General features: G+C 38.6%; 22 protein-coding genes and 1 riboswitch. Of the genes, 10 read left to right on the plus strand and 12 right to left on the minus strand.

Features of this window, described 5'->3' with window-relative positions; all coding sequences use genetic code 11:
- Positions 1-17: 17 nt before the first annotated feature.
- Genes oapA through rlmD form a run of 4 tightly spaced genes read left to right on the plus strand, consistent with a single transcriptional unit; the run spans position 18 to position 3848 of the window.
- Complete coding sequence (gene oapA, locus DV415_RS06430) at positions 18-1367, plus strand: opacity-associated protein OapA (RefSeq protein WP_118785342.1); 1350 nt, start codon at positions 18-20, stop codon at positions 1365-1367.
- Positions 1368-1414: 47 nt separating this feature from the next.
- Complete coding sequence (locus DV415_RS06435) at positions 1415-1819, plus strand: Opacity-associated protein OapB (RefSeq protein ID WP_118788960.1); 405 nt, start codon at positions 1415-1417, stop codon at positions 1817-1819.
- Positions 1820-1821: 2 nt separating this feature from the next.
- Entirely contained in the window at positions 1822-2532 is a 711-nt protein-coding gene (gene recO, locus DV415_RS06440; protein ID WP_118775416.1) for a DNA repair protein RecO, read from the plus strand.
- On the plus strand, positions 2532-3848 hold the full coding sequence (rlmD, locus tag DV415_RS06445) for a 23S rRNA (uracil(1939)-C(5))-methyltransferase RlmD (RefSeq protein ID WP_118791592.1): 1317 nt from the start codon (positions 2532-2534) through the stop codon (positions 3846-3848). Before recO ends, rlmD begins: the two co-directional genes overlap by 1 nt.
- A 528-nt stretch (positions 3849-4376) precedes the next feature.
- Here the strand turns inward: rlmD and DV415_RS06450 are convergent.
- The 4 genes from DV415_RS06450 to serB all read right to left on the minus strand — a co-directional run bounded on the left by DV415_RS06450 (position 4377) and on the right by serB (position 7618).
- The gene (locus DV415_RS06450) at positions 4377-4922 is read right to left on the minus strand and encodes a YggT family protein (RefSeq protein WP_118791593.1); all 546 of its coding nucleotides are present in this window, start codon (positions 4920-4922) and stop codon (positions 4377-4379) included.
- Positions 4922-5869: a magnesium/cobalt transporter CorA gene (corA, locus tag DV415_RS06455; protein WP_005629627.1), complete on the minus strand. Its 948-nt coding sequence runs from the start codon at positions 5867-5869 to the stop codon at positions 4922-4924. The genes DV415_RS06450 and corA overlap by 1 nt, the downstream gene beginning before the upstream one ends.
- Before the next feature lie 295 nt (positions 5870-6164).
- Positions 6165-6656 (minus strand): YajQ family cyclic di-GMP-binding protein, encoded by a 492-nt coding sequence (locus DV415_RS06460; RefSeq protein ID WP_005629625.1) that lies wholly within the window; start codon positions 6654-6656, stop codon positions 6165-6167.
- A 17-nt stretch (positions 6657-6673) separates the two neighbouring features.
- The gene (gene serB, locus DV415_RS06465; RefSeq protein ID WP_118791594.1) at positions 6674-7618 is read right to left on the minus strand and encodes a phosphoserine phosphatase; all 945 of its coding nucleotides are present in this window, start codon (positions 7616-7618) and stop codon (positions 6674-6676) included.
- 56 nt (positions 7619-7674) lie between these two features.
- Here serB and DV415_RS06470 point away from each other — a divergent pair, with 56 nt between their 5' ends.
- The 5 genes from DV415_RS06470 (at position 7675) to DV415_RS06490 (ending at position 12248) form a co-directional block, all read left to right on the plus strand.
- On the plus strand, positions 7675-8313 hold the full coding sequence (locus tag DV415_RS06470; protein ID WP_118791595.1) for a YtjB family periplasmic protein: 639 nt from the start codon (positions 7675-7677) through the stop codon (positions 8311-8313).
- A 111-nt stretch (positions 8314-8424) separates the two neighbouring features.
- Positions 8425-10422, plus strand: a complete 1998-nt coding sequence (gene tkt / locus DV415_RS06475) for a transketolase (protein WP_118791596.1) — start codon at positions 8425-8427, stop codon at positions 10420-10422.
- A gap of 62 nt (positions 10423-10484) precedes the next feature.
- A complete protein-coding gene (locus DV415_RS06480) occupies positions 10485-11153 on the plus strand; it encodes a CsgG/HfaB family protein (protein ID WP_118791597.1) in 669 nt (222 codons plus the stop codon).
- 10 nt (positions 11154-11163) lie between these two features.
- Positions 11164-11574, plus strand: a complete 411-nt coding sequence (locus DV415_RS06485; protein WP_065250336.1) for a DUF4810 domain-containing protein — start codon at positions 11164-11166, stop codon at positions 11572-11574.
- Positions 11571-12248: a DUF799 domain-containing protein gene (locus DV415_RS06490; protein WP_118791598.1), complete on the plus strand. Its 678-nt coding sequence runs from the start codon at positions 11571-11573 to the stop codon at positions 12246-12248. Before DV415_RS06485 ends, DV415_RS06490 begins: the two co-directional genes overlap by 4 nt.
- A gap of 53 nt (positions 12249-12301) precedes the next feature.
- On the opposite strand, the gene bioB is transcribed toward DV415_RS06490, so the two are convergent.
- From bioB to DV415_RS06515, 5 genes are all read right to left on the minus strand, one after another.
- Positions 12302-13306, minus strand: coding sequence for a biotin synthase BioB (gene bioB / locus DV415_RS06495; RefSeq protein WP_005634466.1), 1005 nt, complete (start codon positions 13304-13306; stop codon positions 12302-12304).
- A gap of 120 nt (positions 13307-13426) precedes the next feature.
- Positions 13427-14074, minus strand: coding sequence for a thiamine ABC transporter ATP-binding protein (gene thiQ / locus DV415_RS06500; protein ID WP_118791599.1), 648 nt, complete (start codon positions 14072-14074; stop codon positions 13427-13429).
- On the minus strand, positions 14058-15674 hold the full coding sequence (gene thiP / locus DV415_RS06505; protein WP_118791600.1) for a thiamine/thiamine pyrophosphate ABC transporter permease: 1617 nt from the start codon (positions 15672-15674) through the stop codon (positions 14058-14060). The genes thiQ and thiP overlap by 17 nt, the downstream gene beginning before the upstream one ends.
- A 4-nt stretch (positions 15675-15678) precedes the next feature.
- Positions 15679-16677, minus strand: coding sequence for a thiamine ABC transporter substrate binding subunit (thiB, locus tag DV415_RS06510; RefSeq protein ID WP_118791601.1), 999 nt, complete (start codon positions 16675-16677; stop codon positions 15679-15681).
- A gap of 51 nt (positions 16678-16728) precedes the next feature.
- Positions 16729-16816: riboswitch (TPP riboswitch) on the minus strand.
- Positions 16817-16854: 38 nt separating this feature from the next.
- The gene (locus DV415_RS06515; RefSeq protein ID WP_231625692.1) at positions 16855-17025 is read right to left on the minus strand and encodes a hypothetical protein; all 171 of its coding nucleotides are present in this window, start codon (positions 17023-17025) and stop codon (positions 16855-16857) included.
- Between the two features lie 182 nt (positions 17026-17207).
- Between DV415_RS06515 and copM the strand changes: the two genes are divergently transcribed.
- Positions 17208-17585, plus strand: a complete 378-nt coding sequence (gene copM / locus DV415_RS06520) for a CopM family metallochaperone (RefSeq protein WP_053465274.1) — start codon at positions 17208-17210, stop codon at positions 17583-17585.
- A 28-nt stretch (positions 17586-17613) separates the two neighbouring features.
- On the opposite strand, the gene DV415_RS06525 is transcribed toward copM, so the two are convergent.
- The 3 genes from DV415_RS06525 to lspA form a co-directional block, all read right to left on the minus strand.
- Positions 17614-17961, minus strand: a complete 348-nt coding sequence (locus DV415_RS06525) for a ComEA family DNA-binding protein (RefSeq protein WP_065250343.1) — start codon at positions 17959-17961, stop codon at positions 17614-17616.
- Positions 17962-18131: 170 nt separating this feature from the next.
- Positions 18132-19076: a 4-hydroxy-3-methylbut-2-enyl diphosphate reductase gene (gene ispH, locus DV415_RS06530; protein ID WP_065250344.1), complete on the minus strand. Its 945-nt coding sequence runs from the start codon at positions 19074-19076 to the stop codon at positions 18132-18134.
- A complete protein-coding gene (gene lspA / locus DV415_RS06535; protein ID WP_065245635.1) occupies positions 19073-19588 on the minus strand; it encodes a signal peptidase II in 516 nt (171 codons plus the stop codon). Before lspA ends, ispH begins: the two co-directional genes overlap by 4 nt.
- Between the last annotated feature and the right edge of the window lie 39 nt (positions 19589-19627).

Here is a 19627-nt window from a genome sequence, read left to right on the forward strand (position 1 = left end):
GTATCAGGAGTAATCCAGTGGATTCTATGAATAAAAATCAAAATGAACAATCATCTCAAGATGAATTAGATTTAGGCCTTAACCAAGAGCCGATTACACCAAAGAAAACAATTCAGCCAAGTTCGTCAATTTTAGGTAAAGCAAAAGGGTTATTTGCCAAAAAAAATCACGTGCAAACTAACTTTCAGCAACGTAAAGAACCTACTTTTGGCGATTCATCAGCGCAAGAAAATGCTCCTTTAATTCCGAGTGAAAATTTGAAAACAGCACAAGAGCCAGTTCTTCAAACTTCTTCCACAGAAGAAAATATTTCTACTGTTGATGAAGAAATCAGTGCTGAAAATAACGCGGATGAAACCGTCGAAAAGGCTGAAAAACCTATTTTAGCCCAACCAGAAAAATGGAAAGTGTTGCAAGTATTACCGGCAAAGCATCGCCGTTTATTTATGGCTATTTTGGCGTTGGTCATTTTATTAATTATTTTCTTTGCATTAAAACCAAGTTCTGACACTGTTGAGTCTTTCACTCAGTCTAACAGCAATGAAATTCCAGTGCAGTTCCAATCTTTAGATCAAAATCAACCAGTTGAAACCACGATTTTAGATAATCCACCTGCACAAAATCAAATGGCTGCAGAGCAAGCTAACCAACCTGAATCTGCGCCAAAAGCAGATGACTCAGCTAATAGTGCGACCGCTCAAAATCAACCTGCAGAAAACGTAGCTGCGCCACAAAACATGGCTGAGCCACAAAATATGGCTCAAGCTCCAGTTCAAACCTCAAATACAATGGATTCAGCTAAGCCTATGCAAGCAGCTCAATCTGAGCAACTACAAACTCAAGCTCAAGTGGAACAGTCAAAAGCGCCAACTGTTGTAGCACCAGTTCCACCAGTGAAAAAAGTAGTAGAACAACAAGTTGCGCATAAAGATATTGCGAAAAAAGAAGTGAAGGTTGCTGAAAAAGCACATGTACCAGCAAAAGCAACTGAACAAACCGTCGCTAAAACAGTAGGAAAAGCACCAATTGTTGAAGCAAAGCCAGTTCAAGTGAAAAAAGAAACTAAGGTTCAAATAGTTGATGCAAAACCTGCAACAAAAGCAGCTGCACCAACTGCATCGGCGAAAACGTTAACTGTGCCTAAAGGCGTTTCTCTTATGCAAGTATTCCGTGACAATCAACTTAATATTTCGGATGTTAATGCAATGAGTAAAGCTGCGGGTGCGGGCAATGTTTTAAGTAGCTTTAAACCGGGTGATAAAGTTGCAGTATCTGTGAACAGTCAAGGGCGAGTAAATGAAATGCGTTTATCTAACGGTACGCGATTTGTCCGTCAGTCTGATGGTTCTTATGAATATAAAAAATAATATTTAGGGCGAGTAATCGCCCATTTTTCTTTTGCAAGTAGGATTCTATGTTTAAAAAAACGTTTCTAATTTTAACCGCACTTTGCTTGATCGGTTGTGCTCAAAATGGTTTACCAAAGAAGCCAGAGCCGCAAAAGATGCAGGTGGAAAAAGTAGATAAAGCTTTGCAAAAAGGTGAGGCTAAGGTTTATTTGTGTAAAGATGATAAGCAAGTTCGTGTGGTTCATTCCACTCAAAAAAGACGTAAAAAATCATTGCATCACATTACGGTGACTTTTAATTCTATGTCAGAAAAATTGACATTAATGATTTCTGAGCGCGGTAAAAATTACGGCAATATTCGTTGGGCGTGGCAAGAGCGCGATGATTTTAGTGTGCTAAAAACTAATTTAGGTGAAGTTTTAGCGGAACAATGTGTATTACAACCCGTAGAGCGTTTATCCGGTAATTAATTGTGCAAACCGAACTCCAGCGAGGCTTTATTCTTCATCGTCGCCCTTATAGTGAAACGAGTCTTTTAGTCGATTTGTTTACTGAAGAAAGTGGTCGCCTAACCGTGATCGCCAAGGGCGCACGAGCAAAGCGTTCATCTTGGAAGTCGGTCTTGCAACCTTTCACACCTTTATTGTTGCGTTGGACGGGAAAAAGTTCATTGAAAACCCTTACTAAAGCTGAACCCGCCGCAATTACACTTCCTTTACAACAAACTGCACTTTATAGCGGTTTTTATGTGAATGAGTTACTGACTCGTGTCATTGAGCCTGAAACGCCGAATACTTCGCTGTTTCAACATTATTTAAAATGCTTAACGGGCTTGGCAACTGAAACCAACGTTGAGCCAACTTTGCGTCTTTTTGAATTTCAACTTTTACAAATTCTCGGTTACGGCGTGGATTTTCTGCATTGTGCAGGGTCTGGCGAGCCAGTGGATTTCTCAATGACATATCGTTATCGTGAGGAAAAAGGTTTCATTGCATCCTTAGTGAAAGATAATCTCACTTTTTACGGCAGAGATTTGTTAGCCTTTGAAGCCCTTGATTTTTCTGATGATGCGGTACGTCAAGCGGCAAAACGTTTTACTCGTATTGCACTGAAACCTTATCTTGGCGATAAACCGCTAAAAAGCCGAGAGTTATTCACTCAAAATATTTTACTTCTAAAATAATGGTTCTTCTTTATACCCCAAAAAAGCAAAAAACAAAAAATGTTCAAACCATTACGGCTGATATTCTTGATTTAGATTATCAAGGTTTAGGCGTAGCGAAAATTAATGGTAAAACTTGGTTTATTGAAAATGCACTTCCGCACGAAAAAGTGGAATGTCGGATTCTGGAAGATAAACGCCAATATGGGCATGCTATGGCAAAAAAATGGCTAATGAAAAGCCCTGAACGTTTAGCACCAAAATGTGCTCATTTTATGCGTTGTGGTGGTTGCCAAGGACAACATATTCCTATTGAAATGCAGAGGGAAGCGAAAGAATCCGCATTGTTTAAGCGATTAAGTAAATTACAGTCAGAGCCGATTTCATTTCAACCTATGATTTGTGGCGACGCTTGGGCGTATCGTCGTCGTGTACGTTTGAGTTTATGGTTTAATCCAAACACAAAACAAATTGACATGGGCTTTCGTCAGAAAAATGCCAATGATTTAGTTACCGTTCAATCTTGCGAAGTGGCAGAACCTGCAATTAATTATTTACTGCCTAAATTAACCGCGCTTTTAGAACAATTCTCTGCGCCAAAGCAGCTTGGGCATATTGAACTTGTGGCGGCCGATAATGGCGTTGCAATGTTGTTACGTTATACGAAAAATCTTGCAGAAATTGACCGCACTTTATTGCTCAAATTTGCTGAACAAGAAAAGTTAATGCTGTTTTTACAAAGCGATGAAGGCATTGAACAAATCTATGGCGATTCGCCTTATTATCAATTTCCTGATGGCATAAAATTACATTTTGATATTCGTGATTTTATCCAAGTAAATCGTGCATTAAATGAACGAATGGTTAATACCGCGTTGGATTGGCTTGAATTGAGCCAACAAGATTGCGTGTTAGATTTATTTTGCGGCATGGGGAATTTTACGCTTCCTCTCGCTAAACGCGTGAAAAGTGCGGTAGGTATTGAAGGCGTTTTTGATATGGTACAAAAAGCGGAGCAAAATACCGCAAGAAACCAAATCAAGAATATTGAATTTTTCCAAGCGGATCTTGACCAATCCTTTGTTGAACAACCTTGGGCACGTCAGTCATTCAATAAAATTTTGCTTGATCCTCCACGTAGCGGCGCAGCTTTCGCGTTAAATGCTTTATGCGAGTTGAAAGCAGAGAAAATTTTATATGTATCTTGTAATCCTGCAACATTAGTGCGTGATGCGGAAATTTTACGTGATTTTGACTACAAGATTGAAAAAAGTGCGGTGATAGATATGTTCCCTCATACGGGGCATTTGGAATCGATAACGTTGTTTGGAAAATAACTTTCTAATCCACCGAAACATCATTAATTTCAATGGTAGGTAGGAAGTCCCCTAAGTTCCTATCCCTTGCTATTAATTTCTTCTGTCTGCTGAATTAATTTGCTTGCTGAAACACTTCAATCCATTCGCTAATTTAAAAATTGTTGTTAAAAACAGTTGTTACTGACCAAGCTCTAATTTACTCACATAAATACGTTAAATATCCGCTTCAAATTCAAGTTGTTCTTACGTTAAACTCTGCTCTTTTCTGAGCTTGCGGATGGCTTTACCAAAAGAAAAAATAACGTTGCCCCAAATTGCTCACTTAATTCAATTCCTGCTATTGTAGGAATTTCACCAGTACGCTAGACTTTAACCTACATATAACTATATTAATTTAAGGAGCTGACGTAGATTAGCCCCCAAAATTAAAAGAGCTTATTTTGTATATATTTCTTTAATTTAGAATGAGTTATCTTCATTTTATAGACTGGTACACTTGCTAATCTACATCAGCCCCTAAATTATTATTCAATAACCTATTAGTCTCTAACCAGCAATCATCCAAAGTCCACCTAACATATCAAGCATTAGGTTATTTAAGAACAATAAGATAAATACGACGACCATAGGAGAAAAATCAATCATACCTAATGTTGGTAAGAATCGACGGATAGGTTTTAAAAGTGGTTCTGAGAGTTGATAAAACGCATAAATCACAGGGCTATTGCCACGATTAAACCAACTTAAAACAGCCCCAATAAAAAGCACATAAAAAATGGCTAAGCCAATGCTTTTCAATACAGTTAACACACCCAATACTAAGAGTACATTTACTGATAAACCAAAATAAATAATACCTTTCAACATACCGATAATAAATACTAACAGTAAAGCAGAAGTATCGATATTTTTCACTGTAGGCGTAATTTTACGCAGAGGTTTTAATACTGGATCAGTCATTTTTACCGCAAATGTTGAAACAGGGTTGTAATAATCCACTCGAGCAAACTGTAACCAGGCTCGTAAGATTAATACAAGTGCATAAAGATTAATAATTGACCCGATAAATAATGCGGTTTGAGATAATTCCATCATAACCATCCTTTTCTTCTAAAATAAATATATGGTGTCAACGCTGCTGCGATCATTAACCCAATTGCCATTGGATAACCATATTTAAAATGTAATTCAGGCATAAAATCAAAGTTCATACCATAAGTGGATGCAACTAATGTTGCAGGAAGGAACATCACAGAAACAACAGAGAAGAATTTCATAATTTTGTTCTGTTCAATATTGATGTAACCCATTGCAGCTTGCATTAAAAAGTTTACTTTTTGGAACAAGGATTCATTATGCGGCTGTAAAGATTCAATATCTCGTAAGATTTCTCGTGCTTGTTCTAACTGGTTTGTTGGTAAGCGCGTTTTGCGAACCAAGAAACCTAGTGCGCGTTGAGTATCCATCAAGCACAAACGAACTTTTGAGCTGGTGTCTTCTTGTTCCGTGAGTGTATTTAATGCTTCATCAAAAGCTTCATCTTGTTTTCCGTTTAAAATAACGCGACTCAACTCTTCCAAATCTGCATAAACGTTTTCAATCACATCCGCTAATTGCTCAATTTTCGTTTCAAATAAATCCAATAAAACTTCATAGGAATTACATTCTAACAAACGCTGGCTACGTGAACGCATACGATATAAACGGAATGCTGGTAGCTCGCGATCACGCAACGTAAATAAACGACCATCACGAATAGTAAAAGCGACGCTCGCTAAATCAGCATAATTGTCTTCATCTTCGCAATAAAAAAATGAGTGAAGGTGTAAACCGTCTTCATCTTCAAAGAAACGGGCGGAAGCTTCGATATCTTCCAATTCTAGAAAAGATGCTAAGCTCTGGCCTAAGCCTTCTTGTAGCATTTCACGTTCTTCGCCTGTCGGCTCAAGTAAATCAAGCCAAATGGCAGTATTGAGATCGGTTTGGTCTTCGTCAATGCGAACCAAGCGGGAATCATTGATAGCAAACGCGTTGATCATTTCATACTCCTTATAGGATTATGAACAGCTAACAGTGAACAAATTAAAGAAGAAACGAAAGTGCGGTGAAAAATCGCAAAGTTTTCGTTAAGAGATGCCGAAACAACGGTAAATTTACCGGCGAACGCGCGCCGATAATAAAAAGGCGGGCGTCTAGAGCGATATTCGGTATCGACTATGACTGTCCAAAGTGTGTGTCCTTCTCGTTAAAAAATCGGGCGAATGTTACGCTTGAAAGCGGTGTTCGTCAAGTTTTATCAAAAAATGATGACAACATTTCACCCTTCTTTGAAAACTAATCTCTAAAATTATTAAATTGGAATGGTTGGCCTAATTCTGCGCCTTTAACAAGTTGAATGACTGCCTGTAAGTCATCGCGTGACTTACCTGTCACACGCACTTGTTCTCCTTGAATTTGAGTTTGAACTTTGATTTTAGAATCTTTTACTAATTTAGTAATTTTCTTCGCCATCTCTGTTTCAATACCCTGTTTAAGTTTGATTTCTTTACTGTAAAGTTTACCGTGGTGTTCGCTTTCTGCTGGAATATCTAAAGAACTGTGCTCAATACCACGTTTAATACAAGATCCAATTAAAATCTCAATTAATTGTTCAAGTTGGAAATCAGATTCTGTGGTGATTTTAATCGTTTCATTTTTTTCATTTAATTCAATTACCGCTTCGACGCCACGGAAATCATAACGAGTGCTAAGCACACGGTTGGCATTTTCCACCGCATTACGGACTTCGTGTAAAGTAATTTCAGAAACAATATCAAAAGATGGCATAGTCTTCTCCCATTTTATTAAATTCTATCATTGGCACTTAAAAGGCATAAAAGTGCGGTTAAGTCGGCGAAGTTTACCACAATTTGCGCTTGTTGTTGCACTTTAGGTTTAGCATGGAACGCAACACCTAGCCCCGCCACATTCATCATTGCCAAGTCATTTGCCCCGTCACCAATAGCAATAGAATATTGTGAATCAATACCGTATTTCTCTAACAAATGTTGCAATGTTTTAGCTTTGTATTGGGCATCAACCACATCACCTTTAACTAAGCCAGTGAGTTTTCCATCCGCAATATCAAATTGATTTGATGCAGCAAAATCAAGCTGTAATAAGGCTTTCAAATAATCCGCAAAATAAGTAAATCCGCCTGAAGCAATTGCGGTTTTCCAACCATATTTTTGTAAGGTTTGGATAGTTTCGATTAGTCCAGACATTAGCGGTAAATTCTCTCTAACTTGCTGCAAAATGCTTTCTGGTGCACCTTTTAATGTACCCACTCGACGACGCAAACTTTGCTCGAAATCTAATTCACCTCTCATTGCGCTTTCCGTAATCGCAGAAACAAGTTCGCCAACACCTGCTAGTTTCGCAATTTCATCAATACACTCAATTTGAATAGCGGTAGAATCCATATCCATCACCAACAATCCTGCTTGAGACAATTTAGGGCTAAAATCTAATTTAGCAATATCCACTTCAACATCATGAGCAAAGTTAATGAAGTCAGCAAACCATTGACCTTTCAATAAAACGACAATATTTTGCTCTACCATCCAAACATCAAAAATCTGAAAATTTTGACCGCACTTTTGTTGAAATTTTTCCAGCTTAGTTATGTCCAACTTTGTGCCGTATAAGATAAAAGGTTCTCCGTTCTGTATAGATTCCTCATTAGCCAAAAGTGCTGTAGGAAATTGTGGGTATTTTTGTGTAATACTTTCGAAACGTTGAATTTGCATAAAAATCCTGTAAATTGTGGCGATTGAAAAGATTTTAACCGATGTGAGTTGAAAAAGTGCAAATAATTAAAGAAAAACTAATCAAATCAACCATGCTTGCAACGATTATTCTGCTAAGCCTAACTGCACTTGGCGTTATCTTATTTGGTGTGAAGCAATTTAAGCTGAGTTCACAATTTGCTAGCGTAAACCAAGTGGCGAACATCTCACATATTTTGGTTCGTCAACAAGCCAATTTATTTTCAGTTTTACTTACAAACAATGCAAAAACAGAGCAATTAACGGACAATCTTGATCAAATAGTCAAAGAAGACTTTATTTTAGATGCGAGCTTATATGATGGCGAAGGAAAATTACTGGCTCAAAGTCGCGAAATACACAGTTCACCCGATGCAAAAAATCAACAAATTGTAGAGCCACTTTACGCTCAAAGCGGCATTAAAGGATTTTTACGCGTCACCATTGATGCCCAATATACGCAATCTAACCAATCAAAAATTAATCAAATTTTTCACCAATTATATGGTGAGCTTATTATTGTATTTTTACTTGGTGCGGTGATGGCAAGCTCTATTCATTATTTTTTAAGTCACTATCGACGGACTTATCGCAAACCCAAAGAGAAAAAAAGTGCGGTGAATTTGAAAGTAAAATCGAGTAGCACGCGTTTTCACCAGCGTCGCCGTAGAATTTGATTATTGTCACAAACTATTAAATTGAGTGCGGATTTTTGCTAAATTTCCTTCAGAAATAAGGTAGAATGCGCAAGACTATTTTTTCAAAGCGAATTATAACAGGAGAACAAAATGGCAACTCGTAGACAATTAGCCAATGCAATTCGTTTCTTATCAATGGATGCTGTGCAAAAAGCTAAATCTGGTCACCCTGGTGCACCGATGGGGATGGCGGATATCGCTGAAGTATTATGGCGCGACTTTTTAAAACACAATCCAACCAATCCTAAATGGGCTGACCGAGATCGTTTTGTACTTTCTAACGGCCATGGTTCTATGTTGATTTATAGCCTTTTGCATTTAACTGGCTATGATCTTTCTATCGAAGATTTAAAACAATTCCGTCAATTACATTCTAAAACCCCAGGCCACCCAGAATATGGTTATGCACCTGGTGTTGAAACCACAACGGGTCCATTAGGTCAAGGTATCACTAATGCAGTAGGGATGGCGATTGCTGAGAAAACCTTAGCAGGCCAATTTAACCGTGAAGGCCATGAAATTGTCGATCACCACACTTATGTGTTCTTAGGCGATGGCTGTTTAATGGAAGGGATTTCTCACGAGGCTTGCTCTTTAGCGGGAACATTAGGTCTTGGCAAATTAATCGCATTCTACGATGACAATAACATTTCTATTGATGGTCATGTAGATGGTTGGTTCAGTGATGATACCGCTACACGCTTTGAAGCTTATGGCTGGCAAGTAATCCGTAATGTAGATGGCCACGATGCAGAACAAATTCGTCAGGCTGTTGTACTTGCACAATCAGAAAAAGAAAAACCAACTTTAATTATTTGTAAAACAATCATTGGTTTTGGCTCACCAAACAAATCTGCATCACATGATTGTCACGGTGCACCATTAGGCGATGAAGAAATCGCGTTAACTCGTAAAGCACTGGACTGGGAATATGCTCCATTTGAAATTCCAGCTGAGTACTATGCTGAATGGTCAGCGAAAGAAAAAGGCGCAGCAGCAGAAAAATCTTGGGAAGAAAAATTTGCCGCTTATGCAAAAGCCTATCCTGAATTAGCAGCAGAATTGAAACGTCGTGTTTCTGGCGAATTACCAACAAACTGGGCGGCAGAATCTAAAGCGTTCATCGAAAAATTACAAGCAAATCCAGCGAGTATTGCAAGCCGTAAAGCATCACAAAATGCAATCGAAGCTTATGCTCACGTATTACCTGAATTCTTAGGTGGTTCAGCAGACTTAGCAAGCTCTAATTTAACGTTATGGAGTGGGTCTAAACCAATTCGTGCACATGAAAACGTAGGCGGTAACTACATCAACTACGGTGTTCGTGAATTTGGTATGTCTGCCATTATGAACGGTATTGCCTTGCACGGCGGTTTCATTCCTTACGGCGCAACCTTCTTAATGTTCTACGAATATGCACACAATGCGGTGCGTATGGCTTCATTAATGAAACAACGCTCATTATTCGTTTATACTCACGACTCTATTGGTTTAGGCGAAGATGGCCCAACTCATCAACCTGTGGAACAAACTGCATCACTACGCTTAATTCCAAATCTTGAAACATGGCGTCCATGTGATCAAGTGGAATCAGCTATTGCATGGCAACAAGCAGTTGAACGTCAAGATGGCCCAAGTGCGTTGATCTTTACCCGTCAAAACTTAGCACAAATGGACCGCACTTCTGCACAATTAGATGCAGTTAAACGTGGTGCTTATGTGTTAAAAGACTGCGAAGGTACACCAGAATTAATTTTCATTGCGACAGGTTCTGAAGTGGAATTAGCAGTGAAAGCAGCAGATGTATTGAGTGCTGAAGGTAAAAAAGTACGTGTTGTTTCTATGCCAAGCACTAACCGTTTCGATAAACAAGATGCAGCTTACCGTGAAAGCGTATTACCTGCAGCTGTAACCAAACGTGTTGCAATTGAAGCGGGTATTGCAGACTTCTGGTATAAATACGTAGGCTTTGATGGTCGCGTAGTAGGCATGAATAGTTTCGGTGAATCTGCACCAGCGGATCAATTATTCAAACTCTTTGGTTTCACTGTTGAAAACGTGGTAGCGAAAGCGAAAGAAATTCTTTAAAATGGAAGCTCCTTGATAACTCAAGGAGCTTTTTTATCACTTTATATTATAAGGATTCTGCAATGAAAAAACTCTATCCAATCTTATTATCTGTCAGCGTTTTAGCTTTATCTGGTTGTGCAACCGAGGGTTCTCGTACTGTTGAAGTTCAAAAAGTAACGAGCTATAACACCGCGTATAATGGTGTGAAAGCCCCTATTTCTGTGGGTAAATTTGATAATCGTTCAAGCTATAACAATGGCGCATTCTCTGACGGCGTGGATCAATTAGGTAATCAAGCCAAAACCATTTTAGTATCTCACTTACAACAATCAGGTCGTTTTAGTGTGTTGGATCGCACCAATATGTCAGAATCGGCGACAGAAGCAAAAATCAAAGGTCAAAAACAAAAATTAAAAGGCGCGAATTATGTGGTGACTGGCGATGTGACTGAATTTGGTCGTAAAACAGTAGGCGATCAGCAATTATTTGGTATTTTAGGTCGCGGCAAACAACAAGTGGCTTATGCAAAAGTAACATTGAATGTGGTGAATACTCAAACTTCAGAAGTGGTTTATTCTGTTCAAGGTGCTGGTGAATATAATCTTTCAAACCGTGAAGTGTTAGGTTTTGGTGGCACCGCAGGTTATGATTCAACTCTTAATGGTAAAGTATTAGATTTAGCCATTCGTGAAGCCGTAAATAACCTTGTTTCTGGTATTGAATCAGGTCAATGGAAGCCTTCAAATTAAGGATTTTATTATGAATAAACTAAAACTTTTTATTTGTTTATCCGCTGTTGCTGTGGTGACTGCCTGTTCATCAGGCAGTAAACCAAATACATTGTATACTTGGAATGGAGATACCTATCCAACTTCCGTATACCAATATCTAACTCAAGACGGCGATCCACAAGAACAGCTTCAAAAATTAGAAGAAATTGCTCAACTTGATAGCGGTAAAAAAGTACCACCTGGTCTGTATGCGCAGATTGGTCTTTTATATGGTCAATTAGGCAACGCTGGTAAAATGGCAGAAGCCTATCAAAAAGAAATGACTTTATTTCCTGAATCAACTCAATATATTAACTTCTTGTTAAATAAAGGAAAAAAAGTGGATGCGAGCACAGAAAGCACTGGAAGTAAAAAAGTGAAAAAAGGAGCGAAAAAATGAAAAAAATCTCTCTCTATTTGGTAATGGCTTGTACACTTTTGCTTTCTGCCTGTTCAACAATGAAGCCAACGCCTTATGACTATACGAACTATCAAGAAAGTAAACCGCATTCTATCTTGGTATTACTTCCTACGGATACAACGAATGATGTTAAAGGTTCTCCTGCTGTATTGGCACATACAATTTCTCCACTGGCGGAAGAAGGGTATTATGTTTTCCCTCCTGCGCTTGTGTATGAAACTTTTAAACACAATGGTTTAACACAGGCTCAAGAAATCCATAATGTAAATCCACAAAAATTACGCGATATTTTTGGGGCTGATGCAGTTCTTTACATTAATGTAGATGATTACGGTGTGAATTATCAAGTATTTGATAGTGTTACTAAAGTAAGAGTAAGTGGCAAGCTTGTTGATTTACGTAGTGGTAAAACCTTATGGGAAGGTAAAGGCTACGCAGACGATGCAGATCGCAATAACAACGGTAATGCCATCGTAATGCTAATTACTGCTGTAGTAAAACAAATTGCGAACAATGTATCCGATAAAGGGTACAAGGTTGCTGCGTGGGCAACAGGAAATATGCTTAATGGACCTTGCAATGGTTGTTTGCTTTATGGTCCGAGACATCCATTGTATGGACAAGATCCACAATTACAGCCTCAACAAAAATAAAAAAGTTAGGGGCTAATCTACATCAACCCCTTAAATAATTAGCTTCTTGATATTCAAGAAGCTTTTTTATTTTCTGCATTTTCTGGCTCTAAATCTAATTTTGCCATTAATAATTGATCGCCATCTTCTTCTGGATTGCCCGTGACAAGTAATTTATCGCCATAGAAAATTGAATTTGCACCCGCCATAAAACACATCGCTTGCATTTCTTCACTCATACCACTACGTCCTGCAGAAAGGCGCACATAGCTTTTTGGCATGGTAATACGTGCAACGGCAATCGTTCGCACAAATTCTGTCCAATCTAATTCTTCCGCATCGGCTAACGGCGTACCTTCAACCTTAACGAGTTGATTAATCGGCACTGATTCAGGTTGCGGATCAAGATTTGCAAGGCTCGCGATTAATCCAGCCCGTTCTTTGCGGGTTTCATTCATCCCCACAATGCCGCCGCAACACACTTTTAACCCAGCTTTGCGCACTTTTCCTAACGTGCTAAGGCGATCATCAAAACGTCGAGTACCAATCACTTCTGCGTAATGTTCTGGTGCGGTATCAAGATTATGATTGTAATAATCTAATCCGGCTTCTTTTAAATCTTCTGCCATACCGTCTTGCAATAAACCAAAAGTACCGCAAGTTTCTAAACCGAGCGATTTCACTGCTTTAATAATTTCTGTGACTTTCTCAATATCTTTTGGCTTAGGGCCTCGCCAAGCTGCGCCCATACAAAAACGCCCTGCTCCACGCGCTTTCGCAATTTTTGCTTTCGCGACGATCTCATCAACATCTAATAACTGCTGATTTTGTACGCCAGTATGATAACGGGCTGATTGAGGACAATAACCACAATCTTCTGGGCATCCTCCCGTCTTGATAGACATTAACGTGGATAACTGAATCGCTCGAGGATTAAAATGCTTGCGATGAACTTGAGCAGCTCGGTAAACTAATTCCAAAAATGGCGTTTCAAATAACGCCTCTACTTTGCAAACAGACCAATATTCAACGCTTGGATGTGGTGTAATGGAGTTAATTTGTAGTTTTTCAGTTAACATATTTTTCCTTTGAAAGTGCGGTGAATAATCACCGCATTTTTGTATCTTATCTTTATTCAGTTTATAGGATGGTATCGATAGCCAGTGAATAGATTCATCAGTTATAAAATCTATGTAATTTTACGTCTCTTTTTGCAATTGACTTATCTGACCATTTTCCACCAACAATACTCGATCTATCGTACCAACTAATTCTGATGGTTGGTGAGTAACAAGTAACAAGGTCAGATGTTTCTCATCACAAAGTTTGGCAATTAAAGCAAGCATTTCTACACGAAGTTTCTGATCTAATGCGGAAAAAGGCTCATCTAATAACAAGATAGGTTTATCTCGCAACAAACAACGCGCCAATGCCACTCGTTGTTTTTGCCCCCCTGAAAGAGAATTCGGTAAACGTTGCAAATAATCGCCCAATCCTACAGAACAAGCGACCTGTTCAATTTTTTCCTGTTCAAGTGCGGTTAATTTTAAAGAGGGTTTTAAACCTAACGCAAGATTTTGCTGTACGGTTAAATGAGGAAATAAATTATTTTCTTGAAATAGCATAGAAACAGGGCGCTCGTAAGGCGCACTACGAGTATGATTTTTATCGTTTAACCAAATTTCTCCTTGATAAGGAAATTCAAATCCAGCGATTAAATTCAATAAGGTACTTTTTCCCGCCCCACTTTCGCCAATAATTGCGACACGCTCGCCACCATTTACGTTCAAATTAAAGCACATCGGTAAGGTTTTATCGTTCAAAATCACATTATTTAGATAAATCATCGGCATCCCTATATGTGTGAATAAAGGCAAACAATATGCCACAAAGTAATAATAAAATCCCTGCGGTTACAGCTGCATCTTGATTACGATAATTCCCTAGCTGCTGATATAACAAGTGCGGTAGAGAAGTAAACTCTTGATTGCCGAACAACGCAATAGCCGTAAAATCCCCTAAAGATAGTGCCAAGGCTAAAGCAAAAGCATAGCGCAATGGCGCACGTAAAGTTTGCCACTCAATCAGATAAAAACGTTGCCAACCCACAATTCCCAGACTATTACACAGATTTTCGTAATAACGCATATTGTTATGAAAAGGTGCGCTCAAAATACGTAAAACAAAAGGCATTGCACTTAACGCATTGCAAAATACAACAATGGCAAATAAATCAATATTCGAAAAATCACGCTCTTGTAATAATAAAAATAATCCCATCGCAAGTACTAAAATCGGGATTGCCAAAATCACCATTCCAGCATTAATAATAAATTGAGCGATTTTCTGATAATGCAACCATTCTAAACGGCGTGATAAAAGCAATAAGGCGATTGCCATCGTTAATGCAAGTAATGCGGATAAGGGCGCGATAGAAAGCGAATAACCTAACGCACGCCAAAGCTGAGAATTATGCCAAACTGAGAGCAAACTTGGTGAACTCAATGCGCTGATAAGAATGTTCAATACTGGCGAAAAAAGGAAAAATACAAAAACAAGTAAAACAAAAACATGGAAAATTTTGACCGCACTTTTAGATTTCTCAAACCAAGGATTACTATTGCTCAAGCCATTTTGATTAGAGGGAGAGAAACGCGACGTTAAGCTAAATAAAACTAAGCAAAATACAAATTGCAACATGGCAAAAAGTGCTGCTTTTGGCAGATCAAATTCAAATAAAATCGCTTGGTAGATTGCGGTTTCTAATGTTGTATATTGAGGCCCACCGCCTAGCGTAAGAACAACGGTAAAACTGGTGAAGCAAAGCATAAAAATCAAGCTGAATGTAGGCAAACATTGCTGACGAAAAACGGGCCACTCCACTAATTTCACGAATTGCCAGCCTTGTAAATTGAGTTGCGCGGCAAGCTGACGTTGCTGATAAGGGATACTTTGCAAACTTTGTAAGAAAAGTTGCGCAGCCAGTGGAATATTGAAAAAAAGATGGGCAATTAAAATACCCGAGAGTCCGTAAATATGACCCTGCCACGACATTCCCAAAAAGTTAGCAAACCAAGCTAACCAACCGCTTGAACCATAAATACCGATCAAACCAAAAATTGCCACTAAAACAGGTAAAACAAAGGTCAGCGACATTAATTTTAATAGCCACTTTTTTCCGGAGAATGGTTGATAAAACAATGCTCGAGCGAGGAGCAGACCAAAAAAAATAGATAAAACGGTAGAAAGTAAGGCTTGTCCAAAACTGAAAAGAATTAGATGCTGTAGGTAATCATCCGTGAACCAAGATCGCCATTTCAATTCACCGCCCAATGCAAAGATCGAACTTAAGGCGCTACCATAAAAAAGAGTAATAAAGCTAATGACAACAACCCCGCCCACATAATGACGAGGGCGGAGTTGTGGGTGATGAAATAACGACAACATCAAACTATTTTGTTAATGTGGCTTGCCAAGTGCTAATCCAATTCTTTAATTGTTCGGCATTCACCATTGGATTGATTGGAGTTTGAGTTTTTTGTTGAGCTTTAAGCGCATCAAAGTGTGGTTCAATTTCACCTTGAATGACTGGCAACATAATATTGGCTGTCACAATATGTTTTTGTGCCGTAGGTGAAATTAAAAATGCCATAAAATCATCCGCACATTGATTTGGATGGTTGGCGACTCGAGCCGCTAATTCCACTTGGGTAATATGCCCTTCCGCAAAATCTGTCGCTGCATAATTATCTTTTTTCTCAAAAAGTTGGTGATAAAGTGGTGATGTGCTGTAACTTAACACTAAATCCGCTTCGCCTTTTAAGAATGCACCGTAAGTATCTGACCAGCCTTTACCCACTGTTACCGTATGCTTATCCAACTCTTTCCAAGCAGATTGAATTTTATCGGCAGGGTAAATGGCATTCATCCAAACCAATAAACCGCGACCCACACTGCTGGTTCGAGGATCTTGATAAATTACACGGATATCTTGACGTTCAACCAATTCTTTCAAACTTTTCGGCGGATTTTGTAATTTAGTTTTATCGTACACAAAAGCATAATTACCGAAATCGAAAGGTAAGAAGGTTTTATTCGTCCATTTTGTTGGCAGATCAAGTTGAGTTAAATCTACTTTATTCGGCGTGAAAATACCTGTTTTTTCAGCTTGTTCTAAAACAAAGTTATCTAAACCTAATACAATGTCCGCTTTTGTTTTCTTTCCTTCCAAACGAACACGATTGAGTAACACGCCGCCACTTTCAAAAGGCGTAAAATTAATAGTGCATTGCGGATGTGCTTTTTCAAAATCTTGTTTTACTTTTGGACCGGCTCCCCACTCAGAAGTGAAAGAATCATAGCTATATACATTAACACTTTGCTGTGATTGGGCTAATGCCGCGGTGGAAAAAAGTGCGGTAGAAATTAAGGTTAATTTAAGAAGTTTCATTATTACATCCTTATTTATATCAAAAGGCAGCAATAATGACGGGAAGGAGATAAGGTTGTATTCCTAGTTTCCTACGTCAGTATTAACTGTTTCAGGTTCACGGGTATGATCTCAGCATATTGCACCCCGACTAGGCTTTTTAGTGTATTAAAATTTACTAAGATTGCCAACGGATTTTTAAAAAGAAATAAACTTTCTACATTTTCTTTCTGAAAAAATAAAAAAGCCCTGTAAAACAGGGCATCCATAAGCGGTTTTAAAATTAAAAAGTGATTCGATTCGGCTTTCAATGCCTAAATCTGTCTGAGCAATGACTTCAAAACCGAAATCAGCTAACACATCTGCCATTTCTTTTACTTTGCCTTTATTGCCCGTGGCAAGTACAAATCTTTGCTTCGTAATTCTGTTCCTCATATCAAACATTGTCTTATTTTAATATCTCACCAAAAATTTTCGGAATAAGTATTGACCTTAACCTTAGGTTAAGGTTTATGATTCGTGCTCATTCAGTTATCACATAGGAGAAAAACATGAAAAAACTTATGACTTTTATCACACTTAGCGCTGCTGCAGTTTCAATTTGTGCCCAAGCTAATGAACAACCGCATCAAGCACACATGAATATGCCAATGCCGACAGATTCTGCAATGCAACAAGAATTAATGCAAGGTATGAATCAAATGCACCAAAACATGATGGCAGCCATGCAATATAAAGATCCTGATGTTGCTTTTGCAGCAGGTATGTTGCCACACCATATTGGCGCAGTAAAAATGGCGGAAGTTGAATTAAAATACGGAAAAGATCCTGAGATGCGTAAGCTTGCTGAGAATATTATTAACGCACAACAAGCGGAAATTGAACAAATGCAAAAATGGCTTAAAGTGCACAATAAAAAAGCCCTGTAAAACAGGGCATCCATAAGAGGTTTTAAAATTAAAAAGTGATTCGATCGCGGTTTCTTTCAAGCGTTGCTTTACCAATCCCTTGCACTTCTAATAGTTGTTCAGCACTCGTGAAATTACCGTGTTTTTCACGATATTGCACTATCGCTTCTGCTTTTTTTGCACCGATTCCTGTTAAGGCTTTTTGAATTTCACTAACGGTTGCCGTATTGATATTCAATTTATCGCTCACAGTAGCCGGTGCAACTTGAGCCTCAGTTTGAGTAGCCACAACAGGTTGAACAGCCTGCTCTGCAGTTTTTTCCTCCGCAAAAGCCGAAGAGGCAACCAGCGCGCCACACAATACAACTGAAGTAAATAATGTTTTCATTAATTTCATAGAGGTTTCCTTTTAATATAAACATGTTGATGAGCATATCAACAGAGCCATTTTTTATGCTTTCAAGAAAACGCTCAAGATTCTTACCGCACTTCTGCGATTCAGATCGCAAAAATTCTTAATTTGAATGAAAAAACAAAGGGCTTATCATTTACGACAAGCCCTTAGTATTAGTTAACTTCTTTTATTCTCAGCTCTTTTGGAACCTCAAAGAACATATTTTCTTCTAAACCTTGCAGTTCTTCAATGGTATTCGCACCAAACTCTTTTAAGCGAGAAATAATCGATTGGACTAATTCTTCTGGTGCAGACGCGCCGGCTGTAATCCCAACGGTTTTCACATCATTAAACCAATCCGCTTGAATATCGGAAGGATCATCAAGAAGCTGTGATTTAACCCCCATTCGAGACGCCAATTCAGCTAAACGATTTGAATTTGATGAGTTTTTAGAACCCACAACCAACACTAAATCTGACAATTTTGCTAATTCACGCACCGCTTCTTGACGATTGGTTGTCGCATAACAAATATCGTTTTTATGTGGTCCTTGAATAGCGGGATATTTTTCCTTTAATGCAGCAATGGTTTCAGCCGTATCATCTAGCGACAAAGTGGTTTGTGTCATAAAGGTTAAATCATCATTTTCTTGCATAGGCAAACGCGCAATATCTTCTACTTTTTCAATCAGGAAAATCCCGCCATCTTCGTTGCTATACTGCCCCATTGTGCCTTCCACTTCAGGGTGCCCTTTATGCCCAATCAAAATCGCTTTTGTTCCTTTTCGACTTGCACGCGCAACTTGCATATGCACTTTAGTCACCAAAGGACAAGTTGCATCAAATACTTTGAGATTACGATCTTTTGCTTCTTGTCGAACCGCTTGAGATACACCATGCGCAGAAAAAATCACGATCGCACCATCAGGTACTTCGCTTAATTCTTCCACAAAGATCGCACCACGATCACGCAATCCGTTCACAACAAATCGGTTATGCACCACTTCATGACGAACATAAATCGGTGCGCCATGAATTTCTAAGGCTAGTTCAACAATACTAATGGCACGATCTACACCGGCACAAAATCCTCGTGGGTTCGCTAAAATTATCTTCATTTCTGACCGCACTTTTCTGCTTGTTTATCTTGTACTTTTTTCTTTTCGCTCTTAAAAGCATCCAATGCTAATAACCCTGCGCCAATACAAATGGCGATATCGGCGATATTAAACACTGGATAATGGTAAATATCCCAGTAGAAATCAAAGAAATCTACGACAAACCCGTTATAAGCGCGATCCACCATATTCGCTAGCGCCCCTCCAATAATGAGTGCATAAGCAGAATTTTGGATTTTTTGTTCAGCATTATTTTTTGCTAAAAAATAAACCAACATGCCAGAGATAGCCAATGCTAACAAAATAAAGAAATATTGTTGCCATCCACTATGATCTGCTAAGAAACTAAATGCCGCACCATAATTGCGAACATAGGTAAGATTGAAAACAGGCAACACATTAACGCTTTCATACAAATCAAATTTTTGTACCACAATGTATTTAGTGAGCAAATCAACCACGAAAGCGACCGCACTTAACCATAAAAATGAAAGCCCTGATTTTTTGGACATACTATTTCCCTTTTAAAAAAATTGCGCTAATTCTAGCAT

The organism is Haemophilus haemolyticus, from assembly GCF_003490595.1.
GTDB lineage: Bacteria > Pseudomonadota > Gammaproteobacteria > Enterobacterales > Pasteurellaceae > Haemophilus > Haemophilus haemolyticus_L.

Coding starts and splice junctions, on each gene's coding strand:
- DV415_RS06435 (WP_118788960.1), top strand. CDS start 1,415: ATGTTTAAAAAAACGTTTCTAATTTTAACCGCACTTTGCTTGATCGGT.
- rlmD (WP_118791592.1), top strand. CDS start 2,532: ATGGTTCTTCTTTATACCCCAAAAAAGCAAAAAACAAAAAATGTTCAA.
- DV415_RS06450 (WP_118791593.1), bottom strand. CDS start 4,922: ATGGAATTATCTCAAACCGCATTATTTATCGGGTCAATTATTAATCTT.
- corA (WP_005629627.1), bottom strand. CDS start 5,869: ATGATCAACGCGTTTGCTATCAATGATTCCCGCTTGGTTCGCATTGAC.
- DV415_RS06460 (WP_005629625.1), bottom strand. CDS start 6,656: ATGCCATCTTTTGATATTGTTTCTGAAATTACTTTACACGAAGTCCGT.
- serB (WP_118791594.1), bottom strand. CDS start 7,618: ATGCAAATTCAACGTTTCGAAAGTATTACACAAAAATACCCACAATTT.
- tkt (WP_118791596.1), top strand. CDS start 8,425: ATGGCAACTCGTAGACAATTAGCCAATGCAATTCGTTTCTTATCAATG.
- DV415_RS06480 (WP_118791597.1), top strand. CDS start 10,485: ATGAAAAAACTCTATCCAATCTTATTATCTGTCAGCGTTTTAGCTTTA.
- DV415_RS06485 (WP_065250336.1), top strand. CDS start 11,164: ATGAATAAACTAAAACTTTTTATTTGTTTATCCGCTGTTGCTGTGGTG.
- DV415_RS06490 (WP_118791598.1), top strand. CDS start 11,571: ATGAAAAAAATCTCTCTCTATTTGGTAATGGCTTGTACACTTTTGCTT.
- bioB (WP_005634466.1), bottom strand. CDS start 13,306: ATGTTAACTGAAAAACTACAAATTAACTCCATTACACCACATCCAAGC.
- thiQ (WP_118791599.1), bottom strand. CDS start 14,074: ATGATTTATCTAAATAATGTGATTTTGAACGATAAAACCTTACCGATG.
- thiP (WP_118791600.1), bottom strand. CDS start 15,674: ATGTTGTCGTTATTTCATCACCCACAACTCCGCCCTCGTCATTATGTG.
- thiB (WP_118791601.1), bottom strand. CDS start 16,677: ATGAAACTTCTTAAATTAACCTTAATTTCTACCGCACTTTTTTCCACC.
- DV415_RS06515 (WP_231625692.1), bottom strand. CDS start 17,025: ATGGCAGATGTGTTAGCTGATTTCGGTTTTGAAGTCATTGCTCAGACA.
- copM (WP_053465274.1), top strand. CDS start 17,208: ATGAAAAAACTTATGACTTTTATCACACTTAGCGCTGCTGCAGTTTCA.
- DV415_RS06525 (WP_065250343.1), bottom strand. CDS start 17,961: ATGAAATTAATGAAAACATTATTTACTTCAGTTGTATTGTGTGGCGCG.
- ispH (WP_065250344.1), bottom strand. CDS start 19,076: ATGAAGATAATTTTAGCGAACCCACGAGGATTTTGTGCCGGTGTAGAT.
- lspA (WP_065245635.1), bottom strand. CDS start 19,588: ATGTCCAAAAAATCAGGGCTTTCATTTTTATGGTTAAGTGCGGTCGCT.